Genomic DNA, 16,720 nt, shown 5'->3' on the forward strand with positions numbered 1-16,720 from the left:
ACTGCCCGTCCTTCCTCATTCTCGAAGCGGTTGCTAACGGCAGCGCCGCGCCATCTCGGTCACTTTACTGGCGTTTTCCGCCTACCAGACGCGGACATGGCTGCTTCAACACCTGGAAAAAGCAGCGAGCCAAGCCCTCGCCCCCATGTGGCCGTGCGGTTTCCACACGAAATCCTTGCCGAGAAGCGCTCCATGGTATCGCTGATCACTCTGCCTGCTTTCGAGCGCTGGCTCGAGAGCTACCCAATCGATGTCCTGCCGCGTGCAGATCGTAGGACCATTCCTTGCCAGTCCTAGATTGATCAATGGAAACAACGAAGGACCAGCGAACGACTTTTCATCGTGTCGTCTCTAGATCTCAGATGTAGACACTCATTGACAACTATCGGTAGAGATGACGTATTTCCTCGATCCGAATCGGGACAAATACATGGACTTTGTCAGGGCACGTCTACTCGAAGATCAGTTAAAGGACACGATGATCGGCGAGTGGACGATCGTAAGATTGATCGATCACGGCAAGTCGGCAGCAGTATTCGAGGCCACTAATGCTGCGAAGCAAGCGGCTGTGAAGGTATTCGACAAAGAACTGATCGAGCGCTTTGGCGACAAGACACAGCTTGCCCGGATCAAGCGGGAGGTCTCCCTCAAGGGGCGGGGCCACCCAAGCATGGTTGAGATCCTTGATGGAGGATACGATGAGGGTACGAAGAACCACTTCGTCGTGATGGCGTTTCTTCCGGGCAGCAATCTCAAGAAGCGGCTCAAGGACATTTCCATTGAGGCGATTGGAGGATTCATCGCCGACATTGCGGCCTGTGCGGAATATCTTGAAAGCCTGGATCTGGTCCATCGGGACATTAAGCCGGAGAATATCCAGGTCAGCGAGGATATGAAGAAAGTAACTTTACTCGACTTCGGGGTCCTGAAGCCCGTCAAAGAGCCCGGGATCACTGACATGGAGGGTGTTCACCCCTTCATAGGCACCCTTCAATATAGTTCGCCCGAGTTTCTACTACGCGAAGAGGACGGAACAATTGAGGGCTGGCGCGCCCTTACCTGGGGAGCATGAGGAAGTGTGGGGCGGTTATGCGGCGAGAGCTGTTTCGTCTGGTTCGTGATTGTCGTTCGCCATACCGGGATACCATTGCTGGAAGGTCGAGCGCAGGGAGCCGTCGAGCGTCTGCGTCCTGGTCTGCAGCAGAAGATGCGCACCGATCCTGCTCCACTGCATCTGCTGCTTTTTCGCGAACCGCTTGCTGATGACGGCATTGACGGTTGCCTCGACGAAGGCCGAGGATATCCGCTCTCCGGACCGGTAACGTTCGCCGTAGTTGATCAGGCTTGCGCTGTTGGAAGCGATGTAGGATCGGAACTCGCCGACGGCCGTCAGGAATTTGCGCATGTTCGGGTAGTCCGTTTCGAGCGCTTCCGCATCGAATTGCAGGTCGTCGATTTCCTCACGGGCACGGTACGCATTGCCATGCCAGAGATGCCATTTGATCCTGCGGAGGGTTTCAAGGATGGCCTGCCCGGCCCGCTCATTATGGTTTTCGACACCCTGGCCGAATTGGCGCAGGACCGTAATGCGCATGGTGATGTGGAACCAGTCGAGGACATGTTCGCTTGCCGGCGCGATCATCTCGGCAAGCGAGCGGACCTCTTCTCCTCCGTCGGTGATGAAGGTGATGTCCTGATTTGCCTGAACGCCCTGCTTTTTAAGATGGTCAAGGATACGCCGCTGCGGCTTGCGATCGTAGCCATGGACAAAACCGATGTAACGGGCATCTCCGTCCTCGGGTAAGGAGCGGCCGACGATCAGTTCGAAGTTCTTCTTTCGATCGTTGCGGTCCCGGATATACCCGCCATCCAGACCGATGACGATGCGGCCGTCGGGAACAGGCAGGTTCATCCAGTCGCGCGGACAGGCATCCTGCATGAAGGAAACCCGCTCTTCGGTCAGTTCCCGCTCGATGCGCCTGGCGGCCTGCAAGGCGTGCTGCCGAACCGTCGTGGCGTTGGCGCCGCTCTCGACCGGCAGCACATCGGCCAGCAGTTCGGCCGCGGCAGCATAGGGCACGAGCGATGCCCACCGGGTTTCCAGATAGAGGCGCTCGGGCGCAATGTGGTCGGGGATCAGTTTCCGGAGTGGAGAGATCGTTGCTGGACCGTTTCCACCGACCAAGTGCGGCAGGTAGTATCGAGGGCTTTTTAGGCGGACGTCGCCAAAGAGAGTATGGAAGGTTATTGGATAACTGCCCTTGCTGCGCAGGCGACGCCCATCCAGCTCCCGGTTTTCGCTCAGCCAAAGTTCCACCTGCGTCTCCACCATCGCCTGCTGTAATTTCGTAAGAAGGCCTTTCGCCTCCGACAACGACAGACCGAGATCCTCGGCGCCCTTCGTCACCTTCACCAGATCGGCGACGGTTTCGGTTCCGATCGTCTCACCATCGTCACCCATAATCTCCAGAACCAGCCGCGCCCGCATCTCATGTCCTCGCAATGAGTTTTCCCGAATGACCGGAGTGGAAAACTGATTGCGCCCGTGACGCCCGTTTCTTCTCTGCGGTCTGCCGGAAACGCTGATAAAGACCATCAGTTAGCAATCCGAAAACCGTTGGGTAAACCGACATGACCTCGATCAGCAGGCCGCAAACGCCAGCGCAGGCCTTGCTTTCGGGCATCCGGCACACTCGCGGTGATGATGCCGCCCAGGCCCGTCACATCTGCTGGTGCATGAGGATCAGATGTTCGCTCTGCCGCAGGCGATCATTCACTTTCCGCCGCTCGAACGACTGGCCCAGCAGTGTAGCTCGGCCTTTGATCCGAAACAGCAATTCCTGCAATTCCCCAGCGCGGTCCGGATCATCGAGGACCGCAAGGGACCGGGTGTCGCCGATTTCCGTGATGAATTCCAATGCTGTGGCGAGATCCTCATCGAGGTCAGGCCCGAGCGCCTCGTCCCTCTGCCACATCCAGGCTTCCGGTCCCCCACAATCCTCAGGCGGACAGTTGCCGTCGCCGCTCGTACACGCCGGATAGTGAGCGCCGAGTTTGACAGGCCGGCGCTCCTCTAGCCGGACCTCGTGCTCCCAGGGGATGTTGAGGTCGTACTCGTAGAGGAACCGGCTGCCCTTGCGCAGTTGCAGATTGCCAAGTGTGACAGCCGGAGAGCGGGCACCCGCCTCCCACGAGCCGTACCGCACCGTGTGAACGACGAACTGGTAAAGGTGCATGCCTTCCCATCCCATCGCGACCTGAAGGACGCCATGAAACTCGCGTAGCGTCATCGTGGAGGGAACCTGAACCCTACGCCACATCATCGGGTTCACGTCCTTCAGCCAGATGCGGAATTGCAGGATGGAAATCTCATCCTCCGAAGCTGCCGCCTCTCCGGCAGCTTTCGTCGCTGCCCGTTTTGCCCTTTTCACATCCGCCGGCCCTGTCGAAATTCAATGGTGACGACATACGTCGTTCCAGCCCGCCCCACAAATCCTCATGCTCCCCAAGCTGTTTCAGGAACTTTTCTTTCGTTCCTTTGCAAGGCGATCATTACCGATGGGGCCTCGTTGCTGCTCGATTTCCAGTCCTTCCTTACGGAAACTGGCAACCTCACTTTCCGTGCAGGCGGCCAGGCGCAGCGATACAAAGCGCTGACGTGCACCTACCAAAGCTACCTTCTCGATAATGGGGCAGGCGGATATTACGACTACGGAGCAATCGTTCTGCGGCAGATCGGTTCAAAGAGCACTTCCTCGAGCTGAACTCCTCTTGCTCATCGACCCACTACGTCAACCTCGACATGGACTACACCGAGGTCACCAATCTCGTTCAGACCCGTCGGATCCGCAAAGGTGGCCCCGATTACGAAAGCTTCCAGGAGCTGGTGAATAAGAACTCCACAGACCAGTTCACAAGGGCCAACACTTCTTCAATGTCGGTTCGACGCCGCAACAAGACATCAGGCCGCTGGTTTGATCCTCTGCGAAAGCAACTCACCCCACCAACGGCGTGGATATGGGCGAACGTCGAGTTCATCGTGAACGCAAATGTCACCTGCAGGAATTCGCACATCAAGAAACAATGCGGTAAACTGTCGTAACAATTTCACATTTTTGCAAAAGTTTTCTGCGAAAGCTTTTACATTTCCGATCGCGTTAAGATGCTATATCCGTTCGCGTACACTCCCAGGTTAACCCGGATAAATTTTTTCATTTAGCATGACTTGAGCTTAGCGCGCGGACGACTTTCTCTCTTCGCGCTCCCATACTCCAGCTCCGTCAAACACCTTCGTCTCAGCGTCTACCAAAGCGGCAGCCGGCCATGTCGCACCCTTCAGCCCTACAATCACTGTTGTTTCCACAGCATGAATTCGATCTTGCCTGGGACATCAAGATGCTCCGGAAAATCGGGAAAGGAAATGGGCTTGCCGTCGCGGACGAAGATGGCGACATCATTGCTGCTATTCGTCGCAACATAGTTTTCGCGCCTCATTTTTCCACCTTTGGAGTCGAACACAAATCGTGTCGAATTGATCCATGATGGTGAAATGAAGTTAAGATGATCAGCGATCTGCCAGACGCGACCCAAACGCACGCGGAATGCTGCAGAGAAGTTGATGGGATCTGGGATGAAGATTGAGAGGTTGCGTACGCCAATCTCGTCAAGCCTCTCCAGGAGCCGACTGAGAACTAAATGATGATCATTTGTGTTGCGCAACAACGGAAATTGATTGTAGAGCCTGATTCTACGCCGTCGAAGCTCTTCGATCTTTTCAGATACATCTGTGCAGATTTCATACGGATGCACAATGTGAAAAACAACGCGGATATTGTGCGTCGCAAAGATTTCAATTTTCTCTGGCGTGAAAGCATCCGGTTGATACACAATAGCTCTCGTATGAATACGGATTGACTTTACCGATGGAACCGAGCGAATCCCCTCCATGATTACCTTAAGCCGGGATGTTGGCAGGATCAACGGATCTCCGCCTGAGAGGATCACCTCCGTGACCTCTGGGTGGGTGCGTAGATATTCAAGCAGCTGCCGCAGATCTGCATTCTGTCCATTTCGCGGGTCAACGGCATTGTTCTCTGTAAGCACGTCTGTTCGGAAACAATACTGGCAATGCCCGAAACACTTCGAGGTGGGTAGGAACAGGATGCGGTCGGCGTATTTTCTGATCATGGACGTTTTGTTCGTATCGCCGAGCGCATTTGATCGGTCATCGACGAAGTCGTTCACCTCATTGGGAGCCCTCAATGAGATTTTGTCCTGCGTTGGAAAGGACGCTCGATGAAGCGGCCCCAGATGATTGCCTAGCGCCTCAACTTCTTCCCTGATTTTCATTTCATAGAATGGCGTGACCTTCACGGGCAGCAGTCCCTGCTTGATCGAGATGGTCTTGAACGCCTCATTGATAGTGGACTGGTTCATGTTAGTTCCGCTCGATTGTTGCGGTTCAAAAAAATGGCAATGAGGGCGATAGATGCAATATAAGGGAGAGAGACTCCGGCGCCGAGTATGATCAGCACAGCGGGAATGACAATCACAGCAGCGAGTAGCCTCGAAACCAATCCTTGCCTGAGTCGGACCAGTGCAACCGCCGAAACGACGTAAATGGCAAGAAAGTTCATTCCGGCCAAGCTGAACATTAATTCGATATTGAGCAGCCCAATCTGGTCACAGGTGACGACTATGATCAGGGCTGCAGCCACGCAATAGACACTGTTGCGAGGGGCACCATGGTGCAAGCAACCGAGACTGGCGGGAAGGAAGTGTCGTCTGGAGAGGTAGAATACCAGCCGTGAGACGGCCACAACTGACCCGAAGAGATTGGCAGCGACCAGCGATGCGCCAAGCACGGGAACCAGCCAATGTGGAGCGGAAGGTGCGATTTGCGCCGCAGCCTGGAATATTGGCACATTGAAGTTCGACTTAATATCAGCGATATGCACGAGCGCCGCGCTGCCGACGTAGACGGCGCAGATCAGAATAAAGGCAAAGACCATTGCTCGGCCAAAATCCCTCTTAGGATTCCTAAAATCCGCGGCCAAATGGGACGCGATCTCCCAACCGGTGAAGGAGAAGAAGATCAGCGGAATCTGGCTCGCAATCGACGGGAAATCTGAGGGTGGACCGAAGCGGACACCGTTGGCCCGTATTGCCAGCACGATTAGCACAAAGAGAGCGCCTACCAAAAGCGATAAGGACCAACCGCCCACCAGCTTCACGCCACTGCGGAAGGTCTCACCGGCGAACAGAGCGAAAAAGCCAGCAAGCAAAATAAGTAGCGCCGCAATCAGATGAACATCAACACCGGGCCAAGTTAGCTTTTGTAGGTAGGCCGAACCCACAATCGCGATAGATGGCAAGCCCAAAATTACTGCTCCAAGAAAGAGCATTGACACGAGCAGTTCAAGGTATTGGCCAAAAGCAAGTTTAGCGTAGTACGCAACACCGCCGGCACTCGGATATGCACTGCCTAAGATAACCATCATGGCGAGGATCGGCGCAGAGAGCAGCGAGCAAGCAAACCATGCGTAGATGCCGTCCGCGCCAATTTTTGCGAACACTAGTCCTGGGAGAACAAGAATGCCGGATCCAAGGAGCACTATAGCTATAAGCAAACTCCCTGAGGCGAGTCCCAAATGTCCCGTGAGTTCGTTATCGATAACATCTTTCATAATACCCTCGGAAAAGGTAACCTAGCTCGCTGTAGTAGTCACACAGATCGTGCATCGCCGACCTACTGAGACGAGTGATCTCATTCACGAGTATGTCGTACGGGCATCGCCCCGGACTCTCACTTTCAAGCTGTTGGTTCTGCTCGCCGTCTAGGCACGACGCGGCACATCTTCAAGTATAACTCAGCACTAAAGATGACGGTCAAAATATAGGCGGGGCGAATGGCGAATCCGCTGGTGTACTGCCAATCATTTGAAGTGCAGAGGGCACTCGATTGGGGCCTCCTCATTGTTGTCGGGGATCATGTATTGCGGCCACTGCGCTTCGCCGAGAAGGTAAGACCCCAGCAACGGGCTGTGTGCAACATCGTCGTAGATGTCGATGTTGCGCCTGATCGTTGCTGTTATGGCTCTGCCTTTCCGATCAGCGGGAGCAGCTATGTCGAATATCTTGCGCGGATTTATAACGAATGCCAGCCCGGGGCCTAGGTTTCTACTTTTACGAAGAACATGCCCTGGATGACTTACATTCACGAAAAGTTCACAGCCGTCAAAGCACATCGTCCAAGTATGATGCGCAGGATCCTTGGATACGTGCGCAGGCCAAGTTCCGTGATCCTCATCCAGTAAAAACTGCATCGCTTCGATGAATACCCTCTTGAAATGATCTGTGGCTGTAAGAGTGGTTATTGGCTCAAAAAGCACAAGTAGTGGGCAATGGTGGTTGAGGTCGATGGAGCGAATATCAGTGTGTGCGATGTAGGTGCGTAGTCCAGAAGCCAACACATTAAGGTCATATTGTGAAGTCTCGAATTTGTATGGAATGAGGAGGAAGCGTAAATTGCCTCGTTTGACCGCATTCTGCCCGAAAATACAGGGAAATTTAGGGCGGGTTCCTGTCTCGGCTTCGAACTTCGACAGAACGTGCGAAATCGCTGCGTGGCCCCACCAGAATTCAGCCGTGAGGTTGGCAAGTTCTCCTTGATTGATCAGCATGTCTTTCTCCCAACTCGCTTTGGTAATCCGTTGTTGGAGTTCGTTGCGCAGGCGGATTTGTGCAATGCGGCGTGCATGTATCCGATTGCCCGCGAGCCGTGCTATCGCCGTCACCGCCTCCCGCCGAGAGCTGCGCTCACACGGTGTCTCTCCGCGCGGCTCAATCCGGCAAAACGACAAATCAAAGCCGGGGCCTGAAAACACCTGCTAGTTGAGAGATGCCGGATGTGCCGCAGTAGTGCGCAAAATCTTCCGTCGGCTCGGAAAGCTCAGTTTTCGCGAGTAGACCGCATGTTGGGCGGGCCTGGTCATGGTTGATGTCTCCTCAGTCCGTGCCTCAGCGCGATTGCGGATAGCCCTGCATGCATCGTGCCGAACGAGGATATCGTGTCAAAACAATACGATCACTCATAGAGCGCTGTGTCTCATGCCCTACATCGTCGAGGATCCGACAATGAGTATGCGGAAGAACCTGATCAGGATGACGGTCCCACCGTTTATTATCGCCGCTCATCCCGCCCCTGATCACCCCATCACGCCGATCCGCACTCGCCGGGCTGCGCAACCCAGACCAGCTCCGCCCGGCGAGCGCTGACCATTGTGCCTCAAAAAAGGGGTCCCTTTTGTGCGGGCCGATTGACATGGAACGCACCGACTGGAGGCAGAGGGACCCGCAAGAAGAAGCGGTGGCAGAAAGATGTTGCTTTGCCGCGAGATGAACGATGGAAGCGGCGCCTGCCATGGGTGCTCCGCCAGCGCCGGGCTGTGCCGTAGGTCAACTGCGCCAGGATTGAAGCTGCCCTTGAGAGCCATGCGCCGACCTTCGCCGGGCCGGGCGCGAAGAGCGCCGACGGATGGACGAAGTGCCCTCCCCTGAAGTGCTCGACGAGCGCGGCCCGCGTGTCCGTCTCAATTTCATGGGCAAATTTGCTGTCTTCGTCGAGGAGCCGCATACAGCGATCCATCCTTAGTATAGCCGTAGATGTCGTCGGAGGCGCCGGACTGGATCGAGATGTTGCAGCCGGCGAGCTTGAGCACGAGCAAGGCGATCAGCGTGACGTCTTCGATCGGCGCACGCACGAGCGCTTCGTGGAGCGCATCGGTGCACAGCTCGCCGATCATCTCTATGCCTTTGCGCGTCACATCGGGGCGAGGCTTAGAGACCGCGCCGACGTCGTTCGGACCGCTCTGCGAGCCGGAAGCCGCCTTGCCCTTCGGCTTCTCATTTGCGACAGGGCCCTGATGAATTGCCAAGCCGGGCTGCAGCGGGAAACCTGTCCGGATAACAGGATCACAGCGTTCGGTTTGCGTGCCCAGCAGTCGGACTCCTTGTCGGCCTTCTGACAACGTTGGGCATGAAACACTGCATTATCAGAGCGATCATGTGGTCTAAAAATGGTTTTCTGGATTGGCACGACATTTGCTTCGGACATCGATGAGCGCCTCGCGGAAGGCCGGACAGTTCCGCGAATTCTGCACAGTAGGATGGATGATGGCCAGCACAAAGGATACTTGACCGTGGACGTTTTCGAAAGTGCTTCAATACCTGCCAGGAGGTCACTGACCTCATCCTTCTCGGCCGACCTGGCCGTACTGGGTGTCGCATTCGTTTGGGGCGCGAGCTATCCGGTCGCGAAAAGTGCACTATTCTATGCGCCGGTTTTAATCCTCATTCTTTATCGTTTCCTGATTACCACGATCTTTATGGCAGTGGTGGCAAGACATGAGATCGCATCGATCTCTTGGGGCGATTGCATCCGTGGCCTCGTATTGGGGACAATACTTTTTTCGATTTTTATTGCTGAAACTTACGGTGTTGCATCAACAAGCGCCATGAATACGGCCATGATCATTTCGCTTTGTGTAATGTTCACGCCGATCATTGACTATGGGCTATCAGGGCGACTTCCACCTACGGGCATATTGGCAAGTGCCGCCATATCCTGCATCGGTGTCGGCCTTCTCACTGGCGGGATCGGCAAGTTCAGTCCGGGTGACGCGCTTGTGCTGGGGGCTGCGATTCTGCGAGCAATTATGGTCGTTTCTACCAAACGCCTTCTGGCCGGCCGGCAGATTTCGTCTGCGGCACTGACGGCCATCCAGGGATCGGCGGTGGCAACACTCACTTTCGTTTTGGCCGTCGCTCAATTCGGAATCTACGGCCTTACTGTGAAGGCCACCCTTCAGTTTTGGGGCGCCGTCGCCTTCCTTTCACTCTTCTGCACCATCGGTGCATTCTACATTCAAAACGCCGCGGTCAGAAAATCCACGCCGACACGGGTTGGCTTGCTGATGGGAACAGAACCTTTTTTTGGTTTCGTCCTCGCGCACCTTCTCCTGACAGAATCTTTGACCGCAACGGGCTTGATAGGTGCCGGCCTCATCCTCGCCGGAACCTTTGCCGGCATCTTTTTTGAGAGTAGGACCTGACAAATGAACGCCGTCTCAACTTCGATCAAACCATCTATCGGCGGCATTTTGAGTTTCGAAGATCTGGAGGCTTTTCCGGACCGAAACGCACCAGTTGCAACCATGTTCAGCGGCGGTCTCGACAGCACCTACCTTCTCTACAAGCTGCAAAGCCTTGGCTTTGCGAATATTGAAGCTGTCGCGGCGGATGTCGGAACTTCCATCGATAAGCCTTTGCTGGAACAGACGGCAGCCAGGTTCGGCGCGCGCTTTGTCTGTCTCGAAGGGCGGGAAGCTTTTGTCGAACAAGGCGTGAAACCCGCCATTCGGGCCCATGCCAAGTACCTTGGCAACTATCCGTTAAGCAGTTCCTTGAGTCGTCCTGTAATCGCCTCGTTGATTGTTGATCATGCAACATCAATCGGCTCACGGCTGCTTCTTCATACAGCAAGTCTTTCGCAGAATAGTCTTCCGCGTCTTAACAATAGCATCAAGCGCTCGGGATTTTCCGGTCACTTCGGTAGTCCGTATGAATGCTCGGTGATTTCCCGGCAGCAGAAGGCCGCCGCCCTCTCCAAGTTCGGACTGACTTTTGTGACGGACCGCACGTGGAGCGGAGACGAAAACCTCTGGTGCCGGGAATTCGAGTCTGGACCTTTGGAAGATCCCGAGAGCTTTTCTATCCCGGAAGAGGCATTTGATTGGACGCGCAACATTGCCGCAGAGCAGCCGGTAGAGATCAAACTCGGATTTATCGACGGAAATCTCGTGTCAATTGATGACCGTGATGTTGCACTGATCGACACAATCCCGCTCCTGAATAAAACAGTTGGTAAATTCGGACACGGCCGCTTTGTCGGGCTCGAACACATCTCAACCGGCGAAAAGGTTCTCGAAGTCCGCGAGGCCCCAGCGGCGGCCATCATCATGGACGCGCTGCGGCACCTCGAAACCGCTTCCCTTGGCGTCGGATCAATCGTGTTGAAGCAAGGGCTTGAGCAAGCCTGGTCCCAGGAGGCGGTGTCAGGTGCATGGAGCAGTACTATTCACAAGATGTGCGAACGGGCCATAGCGTCCGCACTCGAGGGCGTCAGCGGGAGCGTCAGCTACATAGTCGATAACACGCGCTTTTTACCTCGGTCCATCATAGCCAGCACGCCGAAATACATTACGGACCGCCACCTGTGGGAACACCAAGCCGCGAGCCACCAAGCGTCCTCTAAAACTTCCCCCTCGCCAAATTACCAAGACGGGAGACACCCATGAAAAAGGTCGCACCCCAGGCGCTATGCAGCCTCAGTCAAGTATGCACTGATCATCTGGTGACGAATGGATGGTGGTTTTCGAGAGGTGAGCGCACCGAAGCCGGCTTCGGCATCGAAATTGATGCTGGCTGGAAGAATTTTGCTGACCATTGGAACCGACTGCTTCTCGATGAATACATGCGTGACGGCGGGACCTATCGCTACCGGCGCTATAGTGCGTTTGAATATGACGCAGTTGACGGAATTTTTCGGCTCCTGCCGCATGCCCCTTACGAGCAATCGAAAGCCATCAACCCCTTGAATGGCGGCTTCAAGCGCTACTTCGAGCCCTTTGAACAATCCTTTATAGATCATCCTGTCTTAAACAAGATTCTGACAGGTTTCTGCAGAATTCTATGTGAAACCGCTGGACATGATCGTTGGAATATTAAGCTCCATCCCTACCGGATTGTTGCACGCGACGGTGTAAACGGCAAACCAGCACCCGAGGGCCTTCATCAGGACGGAGTGGATTTCATCGTTTCTTACATGATCGGGCGGGTTAACGTGACCGGCGGTGTGAGCACGATTACAGATGCCGCAAAGCGGTTCCTCGGCGATGTCGAAATGAACCTTCCAAACGATTTTGTGATCTGCAACGACCGCAAGACGTTTCATGATGTATCATCGATCGTGACCGAAAATCCGAAAATGCCGTTCGCATATCGTGACGTCCTTGTCATCGCCTTCGAGAAACTATGAATCAAGTCTAGAACCTAAGCACGTCGCGACAATCGGAGGAGCTCCATCCACCACAACTCGCCTAATGCAAGCCCCATATCGCGCAGGAACACCACGTGCAGCGGATAGATCGTGTCGTGCGGTACTTCGAACGGCTCGACCTCAACCCCGACATTGTCGAGCGCGACAGCGGCTACTTCTTTCTGATGTAGCCACTGCGCCGTCGAGAGGGCCAGGCCAGGTGCGCCTTCGCGCCAAATGCTGGCGGTTATTTTGATTCATTGCGGGGCGTTTGCTTTCTGCGGCCAGACTGTCCGTCTTGAGATCCGCGATCAAAGTCTCGATGAAAGTGACATCGACATCGAACTCATCGGGGGTCGGGACGGCGACTGTTGCTGATGCCGGATTGTCGTGGCTATACGCATTGGTCCGCGTCATGCCCTCGTGAAAACGAATGGCGAGGGTCTCGGACAGATGGACCATTCGCAATCTCTGGGTTTCGATCCGATCGACGCCCCTGCGAACCACGTCGCAGAAGATATGTTCTTCTACAAGACGCTCATAACCGCTTACGCTCCAGTCGGTGCGTAATAGAGCGGGACATAGGTTCTGCCGTCGCCGCCGCCGCGGTTCTTCGACCATGTCCGCGCATAGCGCCGAACGGCGTCGTAGCTGGCCATGCTATTCTGGCAGCGCGAAGCGCGTGATGCGTGTCCAAAACCTGACATCGTCAGAAAACATGTCAGGTTCAAAACACATCTTGGGCACTGTGGAGGTTTTCAACGCGTAATCATGCGCATCCCGCGCGCGGAGCGCGCTGGCACGGCCTTTGCTGAATGAGATGCAGCGACATTGAGTGAGGGCTGACTGCACGCAGATACTTCCCTTGAACCCGGCGCCTCGTCTCTAAGAGGGAAACAAGCTTGCGCATAAAGTTGCGCAACCTTTGGCAATAGCTTTGGAGCAACATGGTCTTGCAGATTGAGCCCCCGGCGTGGCGAGCCCCTCACAAACTTCCAGGCCTGGAATCGGCTCTGGAGTGAGGGAGACCCCAAAAATTGTAGGTTTCGAGTGCCGCGGAGCTAGCGGCGCAGAGCTGGATGCGCATGTTTAACGAAAATTCACGTGAGAAGCACAAGCTGGACGGACGTCGGCTCACCGATGTAATCGCGGCTATCGATGAAATCGGGGCATCGTTTCCGGACAGAATCGCGATTACGCACGGCGCGGCAGAACTCACATATGGTGAGCTGCGAGTCATGTCGGCCAGCATCGCGAGCACTCTACGAGAGCGCTGCGCGGTGGGAACGATCGTGGGCTATTGTGGTGAACGAAATCCCGATTGGGCCGCTACAGTAATCGCAATTCTGAAGGGCGGCTCAACATATTTGCCGCTCGACCCATCTTTGCCGGCCTCACGCACTTCATTCATGATCGAGCAGAGTGGATGCACTCTGATTATCGGGCAAGAGCGACCGGAAGCCCTTGGTCTGCTTCAAGAAACCAGCCACGGCAATCGAGAATTCATGACGGTGCAGACCGCGTTAATTAGGGACCGTGCCTCTTCTGCGATGCCCTCTTCGGCTGAGTGCGGTCTCGCTTACATCTTGTTTACGTCCGGTTCGACGGGGTGGCCCAAAGGCGCGATGGTCGAGCGTGCCGCACTAAACAACCATCTGATAGCCAAGATCGATGCGCTCGAGCTGACCGAAAAGGACTGCATCGCTCAAACTGCATCGCATTGCTTTGACATCTCGCTGTGGCAGCTTTTGGCAGGGCTATGCGTTGGAAGCCGCGTCACGATTATAGACGATGCCACGCTTAGATCTCCGATGGCTCTTCTTAAGGCGCTGCAGGAACAAGGCGTCACAATTGTCCAATTCGTCCCATCGGTTCTTGCCATATTTGTTGAATATCTGCAGACACTCGCGGCCGACGAGCGGCCTCTCACTGCGTTGCGCATGATCTCCGCGGTCGGCGAGCCGCTGACGCCTGCCCTGGCGCGCGCCTGGCTGGCACTGTATCCCCAAGTCCCAATTCTCAATCACTATGGCCCGACAGAATGTGCTGATGGGGTTACCCACCATGTGGTTTCTGTCCCGCCTAGTGCAACTGACGCCTATGTACCGATCGGTCGGCCGATCTCCAATCTTGAAGTCTATGTCGCCGATGGATGGCGGCTGTGCAGGACGGGTGAAGTCGGCGAGATCTGTGTCAGCGGAATCGGTGTCGCTGCTGGTTACATCAATGATTGCGCGCGTACCAAAGATGCTTTTTTTCCAAACCCGTTCTCCAGCCATCCATCCCATCGGCGCCTCTACAAGACAGGTGATCTCGGACGCTTCAGAGCTGACGGCCTGCTGGAATGTCTTGGCAGACGAGATCGTCAGGTCAAGATCCGGGGGCACCGGGTCGAGCTTGGAGAGATCGAGTCTCGGCTCTGCACCCATCCTTCGGTAAGTGGCGCCGTCGCCGTAGCACCCGTCAATGAAGGCGTGAAGCTTACAGCAAGAGACATAACCAAGGCCGACGGAGGGATCAGGCCAAGACGAATAGTGGCCTATGTATCGGCCCCTCCCGAAGTCTTGGAAAGCGGACTCCGAAGCTTTGTTGCCGAAACGCTTCCTGCCTACATGGTCCCGGAGCGAATCATTCATGTCGATGGCATTCCAATTACCAGAAACGGGAAAGTCGACTTTGCAGCTTTGCCGGATCCGGCGACCATTCGCCCTCAGCTACTGAATCCGTTGGAGGAACCAAAGACGGAGCTCGAAAGCAAGCTGCGAGATATCTGGTCCAGCGTTCTTCGCATCAAAGGTATCGGCGTGAACGACCAATTCATGGACCTTGGCGGGGATTCGCTACGGGCGATGCTTATATTAGCCCAGCTACAGAGGCAGCTCGGGGCGAAGGTGGATTTCAGGCTGGTGCTAACCCGAAAAATTCACGGCGGGTTGGCGGATGTGGCGCAAGCCGTTGAAATGACGTAGGATTTGGTTGCTAAGGCCGATCCGAATCATTTCCCGGAGACCACACCCGCCATGAATGATCTTACCCTGCCGCTGAGCGGTTTGTCATCAGTGGGCGGCAAGTCCGTCGTCGCCCGTTTCGACGGCGGCATGTTGTCCTCCAACTGTGGCGTTCTGGTGCTGGCCGAGGTGGAAAAACGACTGCGGGTGGCCGACCGTCTGGCGCGTTGCATCGATGATCCGCGCTGCCCGGACCAGGTGGTCCACAGCCTGGCGGACATGATCGGCTTTCGCATGAAGATGATCGCCGCCGGCTATGAGGATGGCAACGACGCCAACCGGCTGCGCTCCGATCCGGTCTTCAAGATGGCCCAGGATGCGCTGCCGTCGGGTCGGGATCTGGCCTCGCAATCGACGCTGTGCCGGCTGGAGAACCTGCCCGGCGTGCGGGAGCTGGTCGCCATGGGGCGGGCGATGGTCGACCTCTATTGCGCTTCCTTCCGGCAGGTGCCGAAGCGGATTGTGCTCGACATCGACGACACGTTTGACGCCGTACATGGCGGCCAGCAATTGCGCCTGTTCAACGCGCATTACGACGAATACGGCTTCCAGCCGATCGTAGTGTTCGACGGTGCGGGCCGGTTCGTCAGCGCGATCCTGCGACCGGCCAGGCGGCCGCGCGGGGCTGAGATCTGCCCCCACCTGCGCCGCCTCGTGCGGGCGATCCGGAGCAATTGGCCGAACACACGGATCCTGATCCGGGCCGACAGCCACTACTGCGGTCCGCAGGTCATCGACTGGTGCCGCGCCAACGGTGTAGACTTCATCCTCGGCGTAGCGCCGACCACGACGCTGCGCGAGCATGTCGCGGACCTGGAAGCCCGCACGACGGCGCGCTTTGAAGCGTCGGCGAAATCGAACAAGGTCCGCCGCTTCAAGGAGTTCTTTGACGGCGCCGCCAGTTGGAGCCGCGTCGAGCGCATCATCGCCCGCGTCGAGGTCGGCGCCAAAGGAGCCGACACCCGCTTCATCGTCACCAATCTGACCAGTGGCAAGGCCAAGGCGCTCTACGAGGACCTCTACTGCCGGCGCGGCGCAGCCGAGAACCACATCAAGTCCTGGAAGACGCATCTTGCCGCCGACCGCACATCCTGCACAAGAGCGACGGCCAACCAGTTCCGGCTCTTCCTGCATGCCGGCGCCTACTGGCTAATGTGGGGCCTGCGCGCTGCGATGCCGAAACGCTCGAGCTTTGCCGTCGCCCAATTCGACACGCTGCGATTGCGCCTCATCAAAATCGCCGCGCGGGTGGTCGAGATCAAAACGCAAATCCGCCTGCACCTGCCGACATCCTGCCCCGACCAGCGTATTCTGCGCATCGTCCTCGACCGCATCCCGCGGCTCGCGACATAACCGCAGGGGCGCAGACGCCCCGAAACGAACCCGCCGACCGCAACCTGCAAACCCCGCCTGCCATCACGACGGATCACCGCCGCCGCCCGCCCAGGCTTGTCAAAATGCACCCACATCGCGACCAAATCGTCGCTTCAGGCCGCCGAAAACTCATCGCTGTGCATCAAGGCGGCTAAATGGGACCGTCAGGTCGCTGGCGGCATCGCTATCAAGCCAATCCGAAACGACACATAACGTGCTTCCAGTGGGCCGAAAGCACGGA

14 protein-coding genes are annotated in these 16,720 nt (G+C 56.1%); 8 read left to right on the forward strand and 6 right to left on the reverse strand.

Translation table 11 applies throughout. From position 1 onward, the window contains the following. The first annotated feature begins 430 nt into the window (after positions 1 to 430). Complete coding sequence (locus AC56QX_RS36780) at positions 431 to 1,072, forward strand: serine/threonine protein kinase (protein WP_497118733.1); 642 nt, start codon at positions 431 to 433, stop codon at positions 1,070 to 1,072. Between the two features lie 15 nt (positions 1,073 to 1,087). Here AC56QX_RS36780 and AC56QX_RS36785 read toward each other — a convergent pair whose 3' ends face one another. Both AC56QX_RS36785 and AC56QX_RS36790 read right to left on the reverse strand, forming a co-directional pair. Continuing rightward, positions 1,088 to 2,488, reverse strand: a complete 1,401-nt coding sequence (locus tag AC56QX_RS36785; RefSeq protein ID WP_497118867.1) for an ISKra4 family transposase — start codon at positions 2,486 to 2,488, stop codon at positions 1,088 to 1,090. 232 nt (positions 2,489 to 2,720) lie between these two features. Then, positions 2,721 to 3,431 (reverse strand): plasmid pRiA4b ORF-3 family protein, encoded by a 711-nt coding sequence (locus tag AC56QX_RS36790; RefSeq protein WP_497118734.1) that lies wholly within the window; start codon positions 3,429 to 3,431, stop codon positions 2,721 to 2,723. 24 nt (positions 3,432 to 3,455) lie between these two features. Here AC56QX_RS36790 and AC56QX_RS36795 point away from each other — a divergent pair, with 24 nt between their 5' ends. Both AC56QX_RS36795 and AC56QX_RS36800 read left to right on the forward strand, forming a co-directional pair. Further along, positions 3,456 to 3,764 carry a hypothetical protein gene (locus AC56QX_RS36795; RefSeq protein WP_497118735.1) on the forward strand — a complete coding sequence of 103 codons (309 nt, stop codon included), beginning with the start codon at positions 3,456 to 3,458 and terminating at the stop codon, positions 3,762 to 3,764. 38 nt (positions 3,765 to 3,802) lie between these two features. Then, positions 3,803 to 4,102: a hypothetical protein gene (locus AC56QX_RS36800; RefSeq protein WP_497118736.1), complete on the forward strand. Its 300-nt coding sequence runs from the start codon at positions 3,803 to 3,805 to the stop codon at positions 4,100 to 4,102. 245 nt (positions 4,103 to 4,347) lie between these two features. On the opposite strand, the gene AC56QX_RS36805 is transcribed toward AC56QX_RS36800, so the two are convergent. The 4 genes from AC56QX_RS36805 to AC56QX_RS36820 all read right to left on the reverse strand — a co-directional run bounded on the left by AC56QX_RS36805 (position 4,348) and on the right by AC56QX_RS36820 (position 8,936). Continuing rightward, on the reverse strand, positions 4,348 to 5,436 hold the full coding sequence (locus AC56QX_RS36805) for a radical SAM protein (RefSeq protein ID WP_497118737.1): 1,089 nt from the start codon (positions 5,434 to 5,436) through the stop codon (positions 4,348 to 4,350). Beyond that, positions 5,433 to 6,686 carry an APC family permease gene (locus AC56QX_RS36810; protein WP_497118738.1) on the reverse strand — a complete coding sequence of 418 codons (1,254 nt, stop codon included), beginning with the start codon at positions 6,684 to 6,686 and terminating at the stop codon, positions 5,433 to 5,435. Before AC56QX_RS36810 ends, AC56QX_RS36805 begins: the two co-directional genes overlap by 4 nt. A gap of 249 nt (positions 6,687 to 6,935) precedes the next feature. After that, positions 6,936 to 7,682, reverse strand: coding sequence for a YqcI/YcgG family protein (locus tag AC56QX_RS36815; protein ID WP_183465455.1), 747 nt, complete (start codon positions 7,680 to 7,682; stop codon positions 6,936 to 6,938). Positions 7,683 to 8,597: 915 nt separating this feature from the next. After that, positions 8,598 to 8,936 carry a hypothetical protein gene (locus AC56QX_RS36820; RefSeq protein WP_497118739.1) on the reverse strand — a complete coding sequence of 113 codons (339 nt, stop codon included), beginning with the start codon at positions 8,934 to 8,936 and terminating at the stop codon, positions 8,598 to 8,600. A 264-nt stretch (positions 8,937 to 9,200) separates the two neighbouring features. Here AC56QX_RS36820 and AC56QX_RS36825 point away from each other — a divergent pair, with 264 nt between their 5' ends. The 5 genes from AC56QX_RS36825 to AC56QX_RS36845 all read left to right on the forward strand — a co-directional run bounded on the left by AC56QX_RS36825 (position 9,201) and on the right by AC56QX_RS36845 (position 16,458). Then, positions 9,201 to 10,112, forward strand: a complete 912-nt coding sequence (locus tag AC56QX_RS36825) for a DMT family transporter (RefSeq protein ID WP_497118740.1) — start codon at positions 9,201 to 9,203, stop codon at positions 10,110 to 10,112. Between the two features lie 3 nt (positions 10,113 to 10,115). Further along, on the forward strand, positions 10,116 to 11,357 hold the full coding sequence (locus AC56QX_RS36830; RefSeq protein WP_497118741.1) for an argininosuccinate synthase-related protein: 1,242 nt from the start codon (positions 10,116 to 10,118) through the stop codon (positions 11,355 to 11,357). After that, positions 11,354 to 12,097 carry a 2OG-Fe dioxygenase family protein gene (locus tag AC56QX_RS36835; RefSeq protein WP_244662064.1) on the forward strand — a complete coding sequence of 248 codons (744 nt, stop codon included), beginning with the start codon at positions 11,354 to 11,356 and terminating at the stop codon, positions 12,095 to 12,097. Before AC56QX_RS36830 ends, AC56QX_RS36835 begins: the two co-directional genes overlap by 4 nt. 1,079 nt (positions 12,098 to 13,176) lie before the next feature. Beyond that, entirely contained in the window at positions 13,177 to 15,066 is a 1,890-nt protein-coding gene (locus AC56QX_RS36840; RefSeq protein ID WP_497118742.1) for a non-ribosomal peptide synthetase, read from the forward strand. Between the two features lie 51 nt (positions 15,067 to 15,117). Beyond that, complete coding sequence (locus tag AC56QX_RS36845) at positions 15,118 to 16,458, forward strand: IS1380 family transposase (RefSeq protein ID WP_497112851.1); 1,341 nt, start codon at positions 15,118 to 15,120, stop codon at positions 16,456 to 16,458. The last annotated feature ends 262 nt before the right edge of the window (positions 16,459 to 16,720 follow it).

Source organism: Mesorhizobium sp. RCAM 06353, from assembly GCF_059683585.1.